Below are 17,418 nucleotides of genomic sequence, written 5' to 3' on the forward strand. Positions count from 1 at the left end.
GAGCGTGCATCGACATGAAAAAGGGGAGCCGAAGCTCCCCTTTCCTTCATCCCGGAATACTACCCGGTCAGAACTTGTACTTCAGGTTCAGGTAGTAGGCGCGGCCCGCCGCATCCAGCTTCTGCTGCTCTTCTTCGCTGTAGCGATAGTAGGCGCGCTTCACGTTCGTCAGGTTGGTCGCGTCGAACGAGACGATCAGGTTCTTCGAGATGTTGTAGCTGGCGTTGAAGGCCAGCGTCGTCACCGGAGCGGCCATCGTCGGCGCGGTCGGCATCGCCACGCCGTTGATGGTCGACAGGCCCTGGCTGTTCGCGGTTGGCGCCGGCGCGGTGCTGCTGTTGACGTACTCGCCGCGGTAGTTGGTCACCAAGCGTGCCGAGAGCTTGTCGTTCTCGAAGTAGAAGCCCAGGTTGCCCGCCCACTCCGACGCGCCCACCATCGGGCGGCCATCGTCGACCTTGGTCTTGGCGCGGCTGACGTTCGAGGTGAAGCCCCATGGGCTGCTGCCGAACGGCTGCTCATACGCCAGTTCGAGGCCATTGATCTTCGCGCCCTGCTGCGACGAGGTGTTGATGAAGAAGCTCTTCACCGTGTTGTCGCGCGGGTCGGTCAGGTCGATGGTCGAGGTGCCGACGGTGCCGGTCTTGACGTAGCCGTCGATCTTCGAGTGGAAGACACTGACCGACACGGCCGAACGCGGCGCGAAGTACCACGACCAGGCCAGGTCGAAGTTGTCCGAGGTCAGTGGCTTCAGGTCCGGGTTCGGGCCGGTGACCTTGCAGCCGCTGGCGTCGCAGCCCGGCGTGCCGAAACCGGTGCCGTAGGCGTTGTAGTTCTGGCGGCCGATGGTGCGGCTGGCGCCGAAACGCGCGATCATGTCCTTCGTGAACTCATAACGCAGGTTCAGGCTCGGCAGCACGTTGTTGAACACGCGGTGGCTCGAGGTCTTGTAGTACATCGTGCCGCTCTTCGGATTGAACGGGATGCCCGAGCTGGCGTCGAACAGGGCCGAGGCGTCGCCTGCGGTGTTGATCGCGCCCGGATAGGCCGCGCAAGGCGTCGGCGTGGTGCCCGGCGGGAAGCGGTCGCACGGACGGGTGCCGGTGACCGGATCGGCCGGGATCGGCACCGGGATGTTGGCGTCGACCGTGGTGCGCACATAGCGCACGCCGACGTTACCCGACCAGGGGCCCGATTCCAGGTTGGCCATCAGGTAGGCCGAGGCCTGGCGCTCGCGCATGTCGATCTCGGAGCCGACGCGGCGTTCCCATGCGGCGGACGTCTCCTTGACGTTCTCGGAAATGTAGGCACGGGTCGCTTCCGGCGTATAGCTGAAACCGGTGTTGTCCCAGTAGCCGCCGTCCAGGTTCGAACCGAAGTCGCCCGGATAAGGGATCCAGCCGCTGGTCGGGGTCGGGGTCGGCGTGGTGACGCGGCCGGTCACGGTATTGAGCGTGATCGGCTGGCGGAACGCAGGGCCCCAGCGGCCGCTGGTGCGCTTGTGGTCGGCGAAGCGCACGCCTGTATCCAGCTGCGTCACCCAGCCCATGTTCAGCTTGTATTCGGCGTCGAGCTGTGCGCTCGATTCCTTGTCGACGGTCTTCACGCCCGAAGCGGCGCGGTCGACGATGGTGTAGCCGCTGCCGTCCGCGTTCAGGCCAGGCTGGTTGCTGCCGGCGTTGTGGTACTTGACGTAAGGCGCGTCGTCCAGGTCGCCCAGGGCGTACGAGATGCCGGTGCCGTAGCGCGCCAGGGTCAGGCCCTGGTCACGGTCGGTCTTGCCGACGCCGCGCGTGGTCGAGAGCAGGGTCTTGAGGGTCAGGTCCTGGCTGACGCGGTACTTCGCGTCCAGGTCGAGGAAGCCACCGCTGCCCTGCGCGCCATCACGGAAGAAGCCTTCCGAGTTGCCGACGTACTGAGGCGTGGTGCCGTCCGGGAAGACGATGTCGGCACCCTTCAACACCTTGAGCTGGTGGCCGTACATCGTGGTTTCGTTGACGATCACCGGGTTGCGGATCTGCGCATACACGCGCTGGCCGTTCGAGTTCGTGTTGGCCGAGGTGGCGGCGGTGGCGCCCAGCGGCTGGTTTTTACCCAGCAACATCGAATACATGGCGCTCGAGGTCAGGCGGCCGTGGTTGTTTGCGTCCATCGCCGAGTGGAATGCGGTCATGGTGACGTCGAGGTCGGCATTCGGCTTGAACTGCAGGGAGACCAGGCCGCCCTTGCGGTCGCGCACGGACTCGACGAATTCCGAGCTCATCGAGCCCGGCAGGCGCACTCCGTTCAGGTCGGCGGCCTTGTAGCCGGTGCCGGCCAGCGATGCGTCGGTGATGCCGAGCATGGTCGAGGTATTGACGACATCCCAGCCGCTGCTGGTACCGTAGGCGAAACGCGACACCGAATCGCGGCGCACATAGCGCTTCTCGGCAAAGCCCGTCACCATCACGCCGAAGGTGTTGGCTTCGTTTTTCCAGTTGAACGTGGCATTGAAGTCCGGCGCGGCCTTGCCCGGCAGTTCGGCATAGCTCATGCCGCCGCTGATCACGCCCGAGACACGCTCCCTGGCCTGCAGCGGCTTGCGGGTGCTGACGTTGATGGTGCCGGCCAGGCCGCCATCGACGACGCTGGCATAGCTGGTCTTGTAGACGACGGCCTGGTTCAGGATGTGCGAGGGCACCAGCGACAGGCTGGTCGAACGCGAGCTCGAGGCCTGGTCGGCCACGTACCAGTCGCCCACCGAGACGGCGTGGCCGTTGAACATGATCATCGTCATGTCCGGGTTGGTGCCGCGCATCGACACTTTTTCCGCTTCGTCATAGTCCGTACGCACGGCCACACCAGGGAGGCGCTGCAGCGAGTCCGCCAGGTTCTTGTCCGGCATCTTGCCCACGTCTTCGGCCGTGATGACCTCGACGTTGGCGGCGGCGTTCCTCTTGACGTTGAGCGACTTGGCCATCGAGGCGCGGATACCGGTCACCTCGACGGTCTGCATCGGCGCTTCGGCTTCCGCGGTCTGTGCCATGGCCGGCAACGAGGCCAGGCTCCACAGCGCCATCGAAACGGCAGCGGCCAGCGGCTTCTGTTTGAACATTATCTCTCCTGGATATAGGTATGGGGTGATGCGGTCGGCAGGCGGTCCCTGCCATTCTCATAGTATTAGCGAAAAGCAAATATCTGGAAAATTACTTGTGATCCCCCACCCATAACTTGAAGGAATGTTTTACAGACACAACACAGCGGTTATGGCTGCGCGACAAATATTCATTGTCAAAACGGGCAAGCCCGCGTTAGCGTCTAGCAACTAACAAAGGAGACCCCACCCATGCGTCGCGTTCCCCTGGCCCTGCTGCTGGCCACCCTCGGCGGCTGCGCTACCCAGCCCCCCGCCCCTGCCTTGCCCGCCGCCACACCCGTGTCGATTCCTGTGGCGACCGTCACGGCGGCCGCGCCGGCCATCGAGACCGTTCTGCAAAAGCCCATCTACCAGATGACGCCGGTCGAGGCTGGCCGCTACGTGGCCTGGGTGCACGGGGCCGAACCCGACCTGTGCAAGCGCATCGCCGCCATCGGCCGCAAGAACCTGGGCCAGCCTTACCTGTTGAACCTGCTGGGAGAATTCCCGTTCGAGGTGCACGACAACCTGCCGATGTTCAGCCTGGAACAGAGCGACTGTGTCGTTTTCGCGGAACATACCTATGCAATGGCCTTGTCGCGCTCGTGGGAAGAGTTCTTCTGGATGCTGCAGCGCATTCGCTACCGCGACGGCGTGATCGGCGTGGCCACCCGCAACCACTACACGGAGATGGACTGGAACGTTGCCAACCGCTGGCTCGTCACCGACATCAGCGCCGAACTGGCCGGACCGAATGGCCCCGGCTACAACATGCGGGTCGACCGCGCGCGCTTCCTGAAAACGCGCCACAACACCGAGCGCACGATCCCGGTCGAGACCAGCCGCCAGTCCTTCGTGCCGAAAGAAGGGGTGGCCGCCATCGCCGCCCGCCTGCAAGAGGGCGACTTCGTCAACGTGATCTCGACCCGCGACGGCGAACACTGGGCCTCGCACGTCGGCCTGGTGGTGCTCGGCCCGAACGGCGAGCGCCGCTTCCTGCACTCGCAGGAGCCGCAGGTGCGCGAAGAGAGCTTCGACTCCTTTATCGCGCGCGCCGCCGAGCGCGAGGCGCGCAACGCCAAAGCAGGCAGGAACGGCCAGCGGCTGGCGGGATTCAAATTCCTGCGCCTGAACGAGAACATCATGGTGCCGCCGATGGCGCCCCAGCCGCGTCCGGGAACGTGAACGTTCCGCCGGCGCGCGCCGCCCGGTGCGCGCCGTTCTTCCCGCCTCCTGCATCGGCCGCCCAGGCTGGCCAGACCGCCCTTCCCCCACAGCCCCCGACGCTTCAGGCGGTGCACCCGTACGCCCGTCGTGGATACGTTCGCCTGTCCCCCTATATATCAGCGCGACTTACAACGCAAATCTGATTCTAATTCCCAATGTAAATCTTTTATGTTCCATCTGGAAATTAGTTACACCTGAGCTTGCGATTTATTTCCTCAATTCATTTCCATTAATAAATAAATTGGCAACTTTGTTTTAATTCGGAATTGGCGGTTGAGCAGGGTCAAACTCATCATTCAGTAGCCCATCGATAATAAACTTACTCAGCAACAGCAAGTCTAATCGTCGCCCGCTCCTTACTTAAACAAATAAATATATCCATTGGCATTTAATACGCGTTTATTTCATTTCCATTCTTTTTTGCGCATCGTCTTTCTGCTTCTCCTGCAACCTACCTGACGAGTCACGCGATCACCATGCCTACTTTATCCGCCCAAGTATTAAGCCAGTTTTGTGCAGGAATGGTATCGATGCATCGCACCGCCAAAATCGCACTGATGGTCGCGATCGACCTGGTTGCACTCCCATTATGTTTTCTCATCGCCATGTTATTACGCTTCGGCGATATGAAACATGCCTCCAATTACGGCGTGACCTCTTATATTATCGTGGCGCTGGTCACGGTCGCCGCCCTGTCGATGTCCGATCTGTACCGCGCCGTCATCCGCTTTATCGACGGCCGTTTGTTAAGCGCTACCGGTTTTGCGCTCGGCATTGCCGTATTGTGTGCTTATGCCGTGCTCTTTGCCATTAACGATGCGCAGTTTCCGCGCAGTGCCCTCGCGATTTACTGGTTTATCGTTTTCTCGTATGTCGTCACCTCGCGTATTGGCATGCGCAACTTCCTGCGCAGCCACAGCACACGCCGTCCCACCTCCGACGCCGTCGCCATTTACGGCGCGGGCGAGGCCGGCGCCAGGCTGGCGCAAACCATGCGCAACAGCGACGAGTACCGCCCCGTGTGCTTCTTCGACGACAAGCGCGCCCTGAACGACCGCACGATCGCCGGACTGCGCGTATTCCATACCGACCGCCTGGCCGACCTGGTGGCCGCGCACGGCATCCGCACCGTCGTCATCGCCGTCCCGGGCATGCCCGCCGAACGCCTGCGCGACATCATGCAGCGCCTGGCCGGTGCCGGCGTCACGACCAAGATCCTGAGCCGGCTGGTCGACCTCGCCGACGACCGGGCCCAGCCACGCGACTCGATTCGCGAGCTGAAGTTCGAAGACCTGCTCGGCCGTCCCCCGGTTCCGCCGCGGCTCGACCTGTTTGCCCGCTGCGTACGCGGCAAGACCGTGTTCGTGACCGGCGCCGGCGGCTCGATCGGCAGCGAACTGTGTCGCCAGATCGTCACCCTTGGTCCGACCCGGCTGCACCTGCTCGACCACTCTGAATACGCGCTCTACACCATCCGCCAGGAACTCGTCACGCGCTTCCCCGACCTGCGTATCGACGCCCATCTCGGCTCGGTCTGCAACGCCGACCTGCTCGAGCGCATCCTCGGCGAGGGCCATGTCGATACCGTTTACCATGCCGCCGCCTACAAGCACGTGCCGCTGGTCGAGTCGAACATCGTCGAGGGCCTGCGCAACAACGTGCTCGGCGCCCAGGTCGTGGCAACGGCCTGCGCCGCCCACGGCGTCGAAACCTGCGTGCTCATATCCAGCGACAAGGCGGTCCGTCCGACCAACATCATGGGTGCGAGCAAGCGCATCGCCGAGCTGATCTTCCAGGCCGCCGCGGCCACGCACGGTACCAAGACCACCTTCTGCATGGTCCGCTTCGGCAATGTGCTGGGCTCGTCGGGCTCGGTGATCCCGCTGTTCCAGCGCCAGATCGCACGCGGCGGGCCGCTGACGATCACCCATCCGGAAGTGACGCGCTATTTCATGCTCATTCCCGAGGCCGCACAGCTGGTGATCCAGGCCGGCGCGATGGCCAAGGGCGGCGACGTGTTCGTCCTCGACATGGGCGAGCCGGTACGCATCGTCGAGTTGGCGCGCACGCTGCTGGCCATGTCGGGCCTGACCGAGAAAACGCCGCAGACCCCCGCCGGCGACATCGAAGTCAAGTTCGTCGGCCTGTTCCCGGGCGAAAAGCTGCACGAGGAATTGCTCACCGACGGCACGGTATTCCCCAGCGAGCATCCCCGCATCATGCGCATGAAGGAAAACGCACTGCGCCCGAGCGTGCTGGAAACCTGCATCACCTGCCTGATGATGGCCTGCGAAACCCACGAGCGGGCCATGATCGAGTCGATGGTCAAGGCCATCGTCAGCGAATACACGCCCCAGATCCCGAGTGCGGCCCCCGCCCAGGCGCCCGAGCCCGTGCCCGAGCCTGCCCGGCTCAGCCTGATCAATAAATTCGTGCCGTTCCGAATCTAAGCGGCCATCCGTAGCACCACTCCACCTTACCCCCACTGTTGGCGAGGATACACATGCGCGACGAACACCAATCGGCCCACCTGCAGCAGCTTGTTGCCAAACTGCGCGACCGCACCGCGGTCATCGGCATCATCGGACTCGGCTATGTCGGGCTGCCGCTCACGCTGCGCTACGCGGACGCGGGCTTTCGCGTGCTCGGGATCGACATCGACGCAGCCAAGGTCGAAAAGCTCAACCGCGGCCAGAGCTATATCGAGCATATCCCGAGCGCCCAGATCGACGCGGCGCGTGCCGCCGGTTTCGAAGCGACCACCGATTTCACCCGCGCCGGCGAGCCCGATGCGCTGATCATCTGCGTGCCGACGCCGCTCAACGCCTACCGCGAGCCGGACCTGTCGTTCGTGCTCGACACGACCGACGCCCTGCTGCCCTTCGTGCGTCCGGGCCAGCTCGTCTCGCTGGAAAGCACCACCTATCCCGGCACCACCGAGGAAGAACTGCGCCCGCGCCTCGAGTCGCGCGCCCTGGTGGTCGGACGCGACGTGTTCCTCGTGTTCTCGCCGGAGCGCGAAGACCCGGGTAATCCGAACTTCGAAACGCGCACCATCCCGAAAGTCTGCGGCGGCAGCACCGCGGCCTGCCTCGAGGCCGGCGTTGCCCTGTATGGAGCGGCGATCGACCGCGTGGTGCCGGTCAGCTCGACCCGGGCTGCCGAGCTGACCAAGCTGCTCGAGAACATCCACCGTGCGGTGAACATCGGCCTGGTCAACGAAATGAAGATCATCGCCGACAAGATGGAAATCGACATCCACGAGGTGATCCGCGCCGCCGCCACCAAGCCGTTCGGCTTCACGCCCTATTACCCGGGCCCGGGCCTGGGCGGGCACTGCATCCCGATCGACCCGTTCTACCTCACCTGGAAGGCGCGCCAGTACGGCGTGCACACCCGCTTCATCGAGCTGGCCGGCGAAATCAACAGCGACATGCCGCACTGGGTGATCGGCAAGGTGACCGACGCACTCAACCAGCGCGGCCGCTCGGTGATGGGGAGCCGGGTGCTGGTGCTGGGCATCGCCTACAAGAAGGATGTCGAAGACATGCGCGAGTCGCCTTCGGTCGAACTGATGGAGATCCTGCGCGACAAGGGCGCCCACGTCGAATATTCCGACCCGCACGTGCCCGTGTTCCCGCGCATGCGCGAGCACCGCTTCGAGCTGTCGAGCGTGGCGCTGACGCCGGAGACCCTCGCGTCCTACGACCTGGTGCTGCTGGCCACCAGCCACAGCGCTTTCGACTACGACATGATCCGCCGCCACGCCAACCTGATCGTCGACACCCGCGGCGTGTACCTGGAACGCCTGCCCCACGTCGTCAAGGCTTGAACCGTGTGCACCGGAGAAGACCATGCGCAACTATCCTCCTGCCATTCTTGACCGCAAGATCCGTTTCGCCCTGGTCGGTTGTGGCCGCATCGCCAACAACCACTTCGGTGCCATCCGCCAGCACAGCGATCGCTGCGAACTGGCTGGGGTGTGTGACATCGACCCGCGCAGCTTGGCCCAGGCTGCCGACAAGACCGGGGCCGAGGCCTACACCAGCCTCGACCATATGCTGGCGCGCTGCGACGCCGACGCATTCATCGTCACCACGCCGTCCGGCCTGCACCCCGAGCAGGCGGTCCAGATCGCCCGCGCCGGACGCCACATCATCACCGAAAAGCCGATGGCCACGCGCTGGGAAGACGGCAAGCGCATGGTCGCGGCAGCCGATGCGGCCGGTGTGCGCCTGTTCGTCGTCAAGCAGAATCGGCGCAACGCCACCCTGCAGCTGCTCAAGCGCGCGGTCGAGAAAAAGCGTTTCGGCCGGATCTACATGGTCAACCTGAACGTGTTCTGGACCCGCCCCGAGGAGTATTACAACAGCGCCGCATGGCGCGGCACTTGGGAATTCGACGGCGGCGCCTTCATGAACCAGGCCAGCCACTACGTCGACCTGATCGACTGGATCGTCGGCCCCGTCGAAAGCCTGCAGGCCTATACCGCCACGCTGGCGCGCAACATCGAAGTCGAGGATACCGGCGTGATCAGCCTGCGCTGGCGCAACGGCGCGCTCGGCTCGATGAACGTCACGATGCTGACCTACCCCCGCAACATGGAAGGCTCGATCACGATCCTCGGCGAGCACGGCACGGTGCGCATCGGCGGCGTCGCCGTCAACGAAGTGCAGCAATGGGAGTTCGCCCAGCCCGACCCCGACGACGAGCTGGTGCGCGACGCCAGCTACCAGACCACGTCGGTGTACGGCTTCGGCCACCCGCTGTACTACGACAACGTCATCAAGGTCCTGCGCGGCGAAGCCGAACCCGAAACGGACGGGCGCGAAGGCCTGAAGTCGCTCGAGGTGCTGGTGGCCGCCTACATGTCCGCGCGCGACGGCAAGCGCGTCGCGCTGCCGCTGGAGTACTGACCATGGACCGCCCCGCCATCGCCCCAACGGTGCACGCCAGCGCCATCGTCCACGCCAGCGCCATCGTCGACTTCGGCGCCACCCTCGGGGCCGGAACGCGCGTCTGGCATTTCGCCCATGTCTGCGCCGGCGCGCGCATAGGCGAGGCCTGCTCGCTCGGCCAGAACGTTTTTGTGGGCAACGATGTGCTCATCGGCAACCACGTCAAGATCCAGAACAATGTCTCGGTCTATGACGCGGTGACGCTCGAAGACGAGGTCTTCTGCGGCCCGAGCATGGTGTTCACGAATGTCCACAATCCGCGTGCGGCCGTGGAACGCAAGAACGAGTACCGGCGCACGCTGGTGCGGCGCGGCGCAACCATCGGCGCCAACGCCACGCTCGTCTGCGGGGTCACGGTCGGCGAATACGCCTTCATCGGCGCCGGCGCGGTCGTCACGCGCGACGTGCCGGCCTTTGCCCTGATGGCCGGCGTGCCGGCGCGCCAGCTGGGCTGGATGAGCCGCTTCGGCGAGCGCCTGCCGCTGGACCTGGCCGGCAACGGCGAAGCCCTGTGCCAGCACACCGGCGACCTTTACCTGCTGCAGGACGGCGTCTGCATGCTCGCCCCGTCAGCTCAACCCTAGCAGTTCAACCCTAGCAGTGCAACCTGGGCCAGCCGACATCATGGAATTCATCGACCTGAAAGCGCAGTATCGCGCCTCGAGAGAGCTGATCAACACCCGGATCAACGCGGTGCTCGAGCACGGCCAATACATCCTCGGGCCTGAAGTGGCCGAACTCGAAGCCCGGCTCGCCGCCTTCACCGGGGCGCGCCACTGCATCACGGTAGCGTCCGGCACCGAAGCGCTCCTGATATCGCTGATGGCCCTTGGCCTGCGTCCAGGCGACGAAGTCATCACCACGCCGTTTTCCTTCATCGCGACGGCGGAAGTCATCGTGCTGCTCGGCGCGGTGCCCGTGTTCGTCGACATCGACCCCGCCACCTGCAACATCGCCCCGGGCCTGATCGAAGAACGCATCACCCCGCGCACGCGCGCCATCATGCCTGTCTCGCTCTACGGCCAGCCAGCCGACATGGAAGAAATCAACGCGATCGCCACGCGCCACAAGCTGGCGGTGATCGAAGACGCGGCCCAGAGCTTCGGCGCCACCTACCGCGGCCGCAGGAGCTGCAACCTGTCGACCATCGGCTGCACCAGCTTCTTCCCCAGCAAACCGCTGGGCTGCTACGGCGACGGCGGCGCGCTCTTCACGAACGACGACGCGATCGCGGCGGCGGCGCGCGAAATCCGCGTGCACGGGCAGTCGCGCCGTTATGTGCATACGCGCGTCGGCGTGGGCGGGCGCATGGATACGCTGCAGTGCGCGATCGTGCTGGCCAAGCTCGAGCGCTTCGAATGGGAAATCGCCCAGCGTCAGCGCGTCGCCGACAGCTATGAAGCGCTGCTGTCGGGGCGTGTCCAGCTCGTTGGCCAGGCACGCGACCGCACCAACGTCTTCGCCCAGTACACGGTCGTCGTCGAGGAACGCGAACGCGTCCAGGCCGAGCTGCATGCGGCCGGCATCCCGACGGCTGTCCACTACCCGGTGCCGATGCACCTGCAGCCAGCCTATGCGCATCTCTCCACCGCCGATGCCTGCCCGGTGGCGAGCAGCATGGCCGCACGCGTGCTGAGCCTGCCGATGGGCCCCTACCTGCCGGAGGAAGAGGCGCGCCAGGTGGCGCAGGCCCTGCTGCGCGCCCTGCGCATCCCCGTCCCGGCCGTCGATGTTGATCCCGAAGCGCTCGCTCCCACAGCAGTATGACGCCATCCTTGCCGACCTTCTGGAAAAACGTGATCACGGTACTGGGCGGCGCGCTCGGCGCCCAGGCCCTGCCGCTGCTGGCCGCACCGCTGATCACGCGCATGTGCACGCCCGCCGACATGGGCGCGTTCAGCCTGTGGCTGGCCGTGGTCGCGGTGGCGGCCGTCGGCGCCACCCTGCGCATGGAGACGGCAATGATCCTCGACCACGAAGCCGAGCAGCAGCGCACCTGCTTCGGCGTCGTGCGCTACACGGCCACGATCACGGCGGTCCTCGTCACCAGCCTCGCCGTGCTGGCCCATCTCCTGGATGTACCGGCGGTACGCCAGCTGTCCTGGCCGGCCCTGTTGACGGTGGGCGTGGGCACCTGGCTGACCGCCAACATGCAGACGCTCATCGCCTATGCCACATCCCACAACGCATTCGGCAAGGCGGCGCGCGCGAAGATCTGGGGCGCCGGCACCATCGCCGCCGCGCAATTGCTGTTGCTGGCCTGCGGCGCCGATGCCCTCGGGCTACTGGCTGGCCAGCTGATCGGCGTGGCGACCGGGCTGCTGGTCGCGCGGCGCCTGCTCGATCCGCCACGGGCGCCCCTGGCGCTCACGCTCGGACCGGACGCGCGTGCCTACCTCCACCGTCACCGCAAGTTCTGGCAGTACACCCTGCCCTCCAACCTGCTCAACAGCCTGGTCGGGCAATTGCCGCTGATCCTGATCGGCATGCGCCATGGGGCCCTGGCGGCCGGCCTGTTCGCCCTCACCCAGCGCGTGCTGGCAGCGCCGATCTCGCTGCTCGCCGCCTCCGTGCTGGAAGTTTTCAAGCGCCAGTCGGTGCAGGAGTACCAGGCAGTCGGCCACTGCAAGCAGGCGTATCGCTACACCTTCAAGGTGCTGCTGCTGCTCGGCCTGCTGCCATCGCTGACCCTGCTGCTGTTCTCGCCGCAGCTGTTTGCTTGGGTGTTCGGCCCCGCCTGGCGCGAGGCCGGCGAACTGGCGCAGATCCTTGCGCCCCTGTACTTCCTGAATTTCATCGCCAGCCCGCTCAGCTACGTCTTCTTCGTGACCGGCAGGCAGAACGTCGACATGTGGTGGCAAATCACCCTGTTCGTCATGACACTGGGCGTCTTCGTCATGCCGGGCTCGCTGCACGACAACGTGCTCTGGTATGCGCTCGGCTACTCGACGCTGTACCTCGTCTACTTGCACATGTCCTGGCAGTGTTCACAAAACCGACTGGCGGCAGCATGAACCCTTCCCCTATCCGCCGCACCTCCCGCCGCGAGCAGGCCATCCTGCTCGCCGCATTCTTCATGCTGTTCCCGGGCTTTTTCTTCTATCACACGCTGCTGGGCACGGGGGCGATCAGTGCCTTCCTTGGGGGCTACTTCGCGCCAGTATCGCTGCTGTTCGTCCTGCCGCTATTTTTTCTCTATGTCGGCCGGATGCAGCGCGACCCGCGCCGCTTCCACCCCGTTGACCTGCACCTGGGCCTGTTCCTGCTCTACTTCGTCGCCGTGATCCTGGTGAACGCCGCCGCCGGCGCCAACCGGACGATCGTCGGCAACCATCTGCTCGGCATCCTGTTCATCTTCAACATGTTCGTGATCGCGAGCTTCCTCGACTTCGACGGCCGCCCCTTCCGGATCATGGGTCTGCTCAGCCTTGCCGGAATGTCGGCCATCGCGGTGTCGTACTCGGTCGATGGGGTGTTCTACCTGGGCTCGATGGGCATCGCCAAGGATACCGACGCGCTCGCCACCTACCAGGGCTTCGCCCGTTCCTACCTGATCACCTTCGTGCCGGTGATCGCCTTCACGCGTTCGCTCCCGCTGCGCCTGGTGCTGCATGCCCTGGGTGCGACCACGCTGTTCCTGAACACGGCGCGCAGCGAGTTTGCGGCCCTGATGTTCGCGATCCCGATCATCGAGTTCTACTACTCGCGGCACAAACTGCATTTCCTGCTGTGCGGGCTCATCCTGTTTTTCGTCATCCACCTGTACTTCGACCGTATCCTGGCGGCCCTGCCGGCGAACCGCATCCTCGAACTGCTCGACCTGTCGCGATCGACCTCGGCCAACATGCGCCAGCACCTGACCGTGCACGCCGTGCAGACCATCCTGGCGAACCCGCTGCTGGGCGACTATGCGAGCTACAAGCCGGGCTATTACTCGCACAATGTCCTGTCCGCCTGGGTCGATCTCGGCGCTTTCGGGATGGTTTACCTGTCCCTGCTCACCGTGGTACCGATCATTCCCATGTTCATGCGCGAGTACTTCGCGCCGCGCCATTGCGGGATTTTCCTGCTTGGCTTTTCGATGGCCTGCATCACCGTGCTGCTGCTGCTCACTTCGCACTACTTCACCGACATGTTGATCGGCGCCACCCTTGGGGCAAGTTCCCGCTATTTTTACGAGAGAAAATATGCGAAAAATCGCACACCTGACCTCGGCCCATCCGCGTCACGACACCCGGATTTTCGTCAAGCAATGCCGCAGCCTGGCAGCACACGGATATGAGGTCACGCTGGTGGTGGCCGATGGCGCCGGCAATACCGAGCGCGATGGCGTGCGTATCGTCGACGTGGGATGCCTGGCCGGCCGCGCGAACCGCATGCTGCGCACGACCCGGCGCGTCTTCGATGCGGCAGTCGCCCTCGACGCCGAGGTGTACCAGTTGCACGATCCGGAATTGATCCCTGTCGGCCTCAGCCTCAAACGCATGGGGCGCAAGGTGCTCTTCGATTCGCACGAGGACGTGCCGACGCAACTGCTGGCGAAGCCCTATCTCGGCCGGGCGTCGGCACGCCTGCTGTCGAGTTCGTTTGGCGCCTACGAGCGCTATGCCTGCCGCCGTTTCGATGGCGTCATCGCAGCGACGCCCACGATCCGCAACAAATTTGCGCACATCAACGCACGCTCGATCGACATCAACAATTACCCCGTCATGAGCGAATTCGACGGCGAGACGAACTGGAGCGACAAGGGCGGCGAAGTCTGCTACGTCGGCAGCATTTCGGCGATCCGCGGCATCCGCGAACTGGTGCACGCCTGTGCGCTGCTCCGCTCGAGTGCCCGGCTTGCCCTTGCCGGCCAGTTTGCCGAGCCGGCACTCGAGACCGAGGTACGCGGCTACCCCGGCTGGGAACGCGTCCTGCGCCATGGCTACCTCGACCGCAATGGCGTGAGCGGCCTGATGCGGCGTGCCGTTGCCGGGCTGGTCACGCTGCATCCGGTCGCCAACTACCTCGACGCGCTGCCGGTCAAGATGTTCGAGTACATGGCTGCCGGCATTCCCGTGATTGCGTCGCGCTTTCCGCTGTGGCGCAACATCGTCGAGCGCCACGGCTGCGGTGTCTGCGTCGATCCCGGCGACCCGGCCGCGATCGCCGCCGCCATCGATCACCTGGTCCTGCATCCTGCGCTTGCGGCGCGGATGGGCGAGAACGGTCGGCGCGCAGTCGAACAACAATACAACTGGGCGCGCGAGTCCAAAAAACTCATTGCGTTCTATGACAGCGTGTGACCGCCCTGGAGCACTCGCCTAACTCTATTTTATCCGTTGAAAGGATTTAACCCGCTTCAAGAAGCCAAGCGACGATCCGCCCTATCGTATGTTCAAACTTGCCGAGCTTAAAATGAAATCGATTTCTCACCACTACCAGCTGCTGTCGGAAATCCTGCGCTTGCCTGTGGCGGAGCTTCACTTTCTCGAGGCAATCGATCCGGTGGACATTCGGGCAACCTACCGGTATTACACCAAACCTCATCCCCGCTACAAATTGATTGGCCACAAAACCGTTGGCGCCGCCCTGCTCGACCTGGGCGAATTCAGCGACCACGATCAATACCTTGAACTGATCAAGGGAAAAAACGCGGGCGCCTATCACGCGAAGCGTGCCAGGAACCGCGGTTACCAGTTGCGCCAGATCGACCGCAACGACCATGTCGACGCCATTTACGCCATCAATACGTCGCTCGATGAGCGCCAGGGCCGCCCGATGGACGCCAAATACCGGGAAAAGCAGGGGCATTTTGAAACGCTGCCGCATTTCCGTTATTACGGCGTCTTTAACGCTGAAGGCCAGCTCGTCGCTTATGCAAACCTGGGCCATTACGGCAATTTCGCCGCCTTTTCGCAGCTGATCGGAATCCGGAATAACGACGGCATCATGCACATGATGGTGGTCGATATTGCGTCGGAACTGATCGGCGAACGCCAAGTACGCTACCTGATGTACGACACCTTCTTTGGTGCACATCCCGGCATGCAGACATTCAAGAAAATCCTAGGCTTCCGCCCGTATCGCGCGAAGTACAAATTGCAATCATGAAAATGATCCGCCGGTTGTACGCCGATTACCTGATGCCGTCGCGGCTGGGCGAGTACGACAGCCTGCTGCAGCGGGCCCACGATGCAGGTTATGCGCAAATGTCGGTGCGCAGCTTCCATCGCGCACTCGCCGCGCCCGCTGCGTCCGCTGAACGGCTGCGCAAAGTGCTGGTGCACCGGCACGACATCGACAGCGACCTGCGGACCGCGAAGAAGATGTTTGCGTTGGAACGCAAGCATGGCATCACGGCCAGCTACTATTTCCGGCTCACGACGCTCGACTTCGGCTTCATGCGCGAGATCGAAGCGGCCGGCAGCGAGGCCAGCTACCACTACGAGGAAGTGGCCGATTACGCGAAACGGCACCGCATCCGCTGTCCCCACGAGATCCGGCGCCGTTTTCCCGAAATCCGCGAGCAGTTCATCCGCAATTTCAACAGCATTACCGAGCGTCTCGGCCTGAAAATGGTGACGGTCGCCAGCCACGGCGATTTCGCCAACCGCCGCCTGAAGGTCATCAACCACGAACTGCTGCTCGACCATGAGCTGCGCCAGCGCTGCGGCATCGAATGCGAGTCGTACGACGCCGAACTGCTGCGCCATTTCGACGCCTACATTTCGGACCGCGAATACCCGCACTACTACTACCCGATGTCGCCTTTTGACGCGCTCGGCCGCTTCGATCGCATCTGCTTCCTGACCCATCCGATTCAGTGGGAAACCAACTGGATCGAAACGACCCGCTGCAATTTGCGCCGGGTGGCCGAGGAGATCGCATGGCGCGCCTGAACATCCTCCTGATTAACCACTATGCCGGCTCGGTGCGGCACGGAATGGAATTTCGTCCCTATTATCTGGCGCGGGAATGGGTCAGGCTGGGGCACCGGGTGCGGATCGTCGCGGCATCGAATTCGCACATCCGCGCTCAGGCCCCGGACATGGCGGGCCGCAGCCGGTTCGAGCAGACCATCGACGGCGTCGACTACACCTGGTTCGCCACGCCAGCCTACCGCGGCAATGGCATGGGGCGGGTCGCGAACATGCTCAGCTTCGTGTCGCGCCTGTACCGTGAAAGCGGGGCGCTGGCACGCACCGACCATCCGGATGTCGTGATCGCCTCGAGTACCTATCCGCTCGACATCTGGCCCGCGCACCGGATCGCGCGCCTGGCCGGCGCGCGCCTGCTGTTCGAGCTGCATGACCTGTGGCCATTGTCGCCGATGGAACTGGGCGGCTATTCGCGCTGGCACCCTTTCATCATGCTGCTGCAGGCCGCCGAGAACCACGCCTGCCGCCATGCCGACGCCATCGTCTCGATCCTGCCGAAGGTGCGCGAGCACCTCGAAGCGCACGGCATGGCGCCGCACAAGCTGCACATCGTCCCGAACGGCGCCGACCCGACCGAGTGGCTGCTTGATTCGCCAGGCCTCCCCGCCCAGGTCGACAGCGCGCTCGCGGCGGCGCGCGCGCAGGCCGACTGTATCGTCGGCTACGCCGGCACCCATGGTGTCGCCAATGCCCTCGACAACCTGCTCGACGCTGCCTCGCTGTTGCGCGGCAAGCGCATCGCCTTTGTGCTGGCCGGCGGCGGCCCCGAAAAGCGCCGGCTGCAGGCCCGTGCCCAGGCAATGGGCCTGTCCAGCGTGCACTTCCTCGACCCAGTGCCGAAACACCAGGTGCCTGCCCTGCTGCGCCGTTTCGACCTGGCCTATATCGGGTGGCAGCGCCAGCCGCTGTACCGCTTCGGTATCGCCCCGAACAAACTGATCGATTACATGATGGCCGCGCGGCCGGTGCTTCACGCGGTCGAGGCCGGCAACGATCCGGTCGCCGAAGCGGGCTGCGGAATGACGCTCGCGCCGGAAGACCCACATGCGCTGGCGGCGGCCATCCTGCGCATGGCCGGCAAACCTGCGGCCGAACGCGAGGCGATGGGCTTGCGCGGCCAGCGCTATGCCCTCGACAACCTGACCTACCCGGTACTCGGGCAACGATTCTTGACTGCATGCGCGGGAGATTGACA

At 64.2% G+C, this 17,418-nt stretch carries 13 protein-coding genes; 12 read left to right on the top strand and 1 reads right to left on the bottom strand.

From position 1 onward, the window contains the following. Positions 1-67 precede the first annotated feature (67 nt). Positions 68-3,094, bottom strand: a complete 3,027-nt coding sequence (locus ACFPN5_RS04065; RefSeq protein WP_379780365.1) for a TonB-dependent receptor — start codon at positions 3,092-3,094, stop codon at positions 68-70. A gap of 231 nt (positions 3,095-3,325) precedes the next feature. Here ACFPN5_RS04065 and ACFPN5_RS04070 point away from each other — a divergent pair, with 231 nt between their 5' ends. From ACFPN5_RS04070 to ACFPN5_RS04125, 12 genes are all read left to right on the top strand, one after another. Continuing rightward, positions 3,326-4,300 (top strand): N-acetylmuramoyl-L-alanine amidase-like domain-containing protein, encoded by a 975-nt coding sequence (locus ACFPN5_RS04070; protein WP_379780367.1) that lies wholly within the window; start codon positions 3,326-3,328, stop codon positions 4,298-4,300. A 572-nt stretch (positions 4,301-4,872) separates the two neighbouring features. Further along, positions 4,873-6,792, top strand: coding sequence for a polysaccharide biosynthesis protein (locus tag ACFPN5_RS04075; RefSeq protein WP_379780369.1), 1,920 nt, complete (start codon positions 4,873-4,875; stop codon positions 6,790-6,792). Positions 6,793-6,845: 53 nt separating this feature from the next. After that, positions 6,846-8,174 carry a nucleotide sugar dehydrogenase gene (locus tag ACFPN5_RS04080; RefSeq protein ID WP_379780371.1) on the top strand — a complete coding sequence of 443 codons (1,329 nt, stop codon included), beginning with the start codon at positions 6,846-6,848 and terminating at the stop codon, positions 8,172-8,174. Positions 8,175-8,196: 22 nt separating this feature from the next. Then, positions 8,197-9,258: a Gfo/Idh/MocA family protein gene (locus tag ACFPN5_RS04085; protein WP_379780373.1), complete on the top strand. Its 1,062-nt coding sequence runs from the start codon at positions 8,197-8,199 to the stop codon at positions 9,256-9,258. Between the two features lie 2 nt (positions 9,259-9,260). Beyond that, positions 9,261-9,884, top strand: a complete 624-nt coding sequence (locus tag ACFPN5_RS04090) for an acyltransferase (protein WP_379780375.1) — start codon at positions 9,261-9,263, stop codon at positions 9,882-9,884. Positions 9,885-9,924: 40 nt separating this feature from the next. Then, the gene (locus tag ACFPN5_RS04095) at positions 9,925-11,067 is read left to right on the top strand and encodes a DegT/DnrJ/EryC1/StrS family aminotransferase (protein ID WP_379780377.1); all 1,143 of its coding nucleotides are present in this window, start codon (positions 9,925-9,927) and stop codon (positions 11,065-11,067) included. Beyond that, on the top strand, positions 11,064-12,314 hold the full coding sequence (locus ACFPN5_RS04100; protein WP_379780379.1) for a lipopolysaccharide biosynthesis protein: 1,251 nt from the start codon (positions 11,064-11,066) through the stop codon (positions 12,312-12,314). Before ACFPN5_RS04095 ends, ACFPN5_RS04100 begins: the two co-directional genes overlap by 4 nt. Continuing rightward, positions 12,311-13,582, top strand: a complete 1,272-nt coding sequence (locus tag ACFPN5_RS04105) for a hypothetical protein (RefSeq protein WP_379780381.1) — start codon at positions 12,311-12,313, stop codon at positions 13,580-13,582. Before ACFPN5_RS04100 ends, ACFPN5_RS04105 begins: the two co-directional genes overlap by 4 nt. Continuing rightward, positions 13,488-14,588, top strand: coding sequence for a glycosyltransferase family 4 protein (locus ACFPN5_RS04110; protein WP_379780383.1), 1,101 nt, complete (start codon positions 13,488-13,490; stop codon positions 14,586-14,588). Before ACFPN5_RS04105 ends, ACFPN5_RS04110 begins: the two co-directional genes overlap by 95 nt. Positions 14,589-14,700: 112 nt before the next feature. Next, positions 14,701-15,396 (top strand): hypothetical protein, encoded by a 696-nt coding sequence (locus ACFPN5_RS04115; protein WP_379780385.1) that lies wholly within the window; start codon positions 14,701-14,703, stop codon positions 15,394-15,396. Next, on the top strand, positions 15,393-16,184 hold the full coding sequence (locus ACFPN5_RS04120) for a hypothetical protein (protein ID WP_379780387.1): 792 nt from the start codon (positions 15,393-15,395) through the stop codon (positions 16,182-16,184). Before ACFPN5_RS04115 ends, ACFPN5_RS04120 begins: the two co-directional genes overlap by 4 nt. Further along, positions 16,172-17,416 carry a glycosyltransferase family 4 protein gene (locus ACFPN5_RS04125; RefSeq protein ID WP_379780389.1) on the top strand — a complete coding sequence of 415 codons (1,245 nt, stop codon included), beginning with the start codon at positions 16,172-16,174 and terminating at the stop codon, positions 17,414-17,416. Before ACFPN5_RS04120 ends, ACFPN5_RS04125 begins: the two co-directional genes overlap by 13 nt. Positions 17,417-17,418: the final 2 nt, after the last annotated feature.

Source organism: Massilia niabensis (assembly GCF_042655085.1).
GTDB classification, from domain to species: domain Bacteria; phylum Pseudomonadota; class Gammaproteobacteria; order Burkholderiales; family Burkholderiaceae_D; genus Telluria; species Telluria niabensis.

Coding starts and splice junctions, on each gene's coding strand:
- ACFPN5_RS04065 (WP_379780365.1), bottom strand. CDS start 3,094: ATGTTCAAACAGAAGCCGCTGGCCGCTGCCGTTTCGATGGCGCTGTGG.
- ACFPN5_RS04070 (WP_379780367.1), top strand. CDS start 3,326: ATGCGTCGCGTTCCCCTGGCCCTGCTGCTGGCCACCCTCGGCGGCTGC.
- ACFPN5_RS04075 (WP_379780369.1), top strand. CDS start 4,873: ATGCATCGCACCGCCAAAATCGCACTGATGGTCGCGATCGACCTGGTT.
- ACFPN5_RS04080 (WP_379780371.1), top strand. CDS start 6,846: ATGCGCGACGAACACCAATCGGCCCACCTGCAGCAGCTTGTTGCCAAA.
- ACFPN5_RS04085 (WP_379780373.1), top strand. CDS start 8,197: ATGCGCAACTATCCTCCTGCCATTCTTGACCGCAAGATCCGTTTCGCC.
- ACFPN5_RS04090 (WP_379780375.1), top strand. CDS start 9,261: ATGGACCGCCCCGCCATCGCCCCAACGGTGCACGCCAGCGCCATCGTC.
- ACFPN5_RS04095 (WP_379780377.1), top strand. CDS start 9,925: ATGGAATTCATCGACCTGAAAGCGCAGTATCGCGCCTCGAGAGAGCTG.
- ACFPN5_RS04100 (WP_379780379.1), top strand. CDS start 11,064: ATGACGCCATCCTTGCCGACCTTCTGGAAAAACGTGATCACGGTACTG.
- ACFPN5_RS04105 (WP_379780381.1), top strand. CDS start 12,311: ATGAACCCTTCCCCTATCCGCCGCACCTCCCGCCGCGAGCAGGCCATC.
- ACFPN5_RS04110 (WP_379780383.1), top strand. CDS start 13,488: ATGCGAAAAATCGCACACCTGACCTCGGCCCATCCGCGTCACGACACC.
- ACFPN5_RS04115 (WP_379780385.1), top strand. CDS start 14,701: ATGAAATCGATTTCTCACCACTACCAGCTGCTGTCGGAAATCCTGCGC.
- ACFPN5_RS04120 (WP_379780387.1), top strand. CDS start 15,393: ATGAAAATGATCCGCCGGTTGTACGCCGATTACCTGATGCCGTCGCGG.
- ACFPN5_RS04125 (WP_379780389.1), top strand. CDS start 16,172: ATGGCGCGCCTGAACATCCTCCTGATTAACCACTATGCCGGCTCGGTG.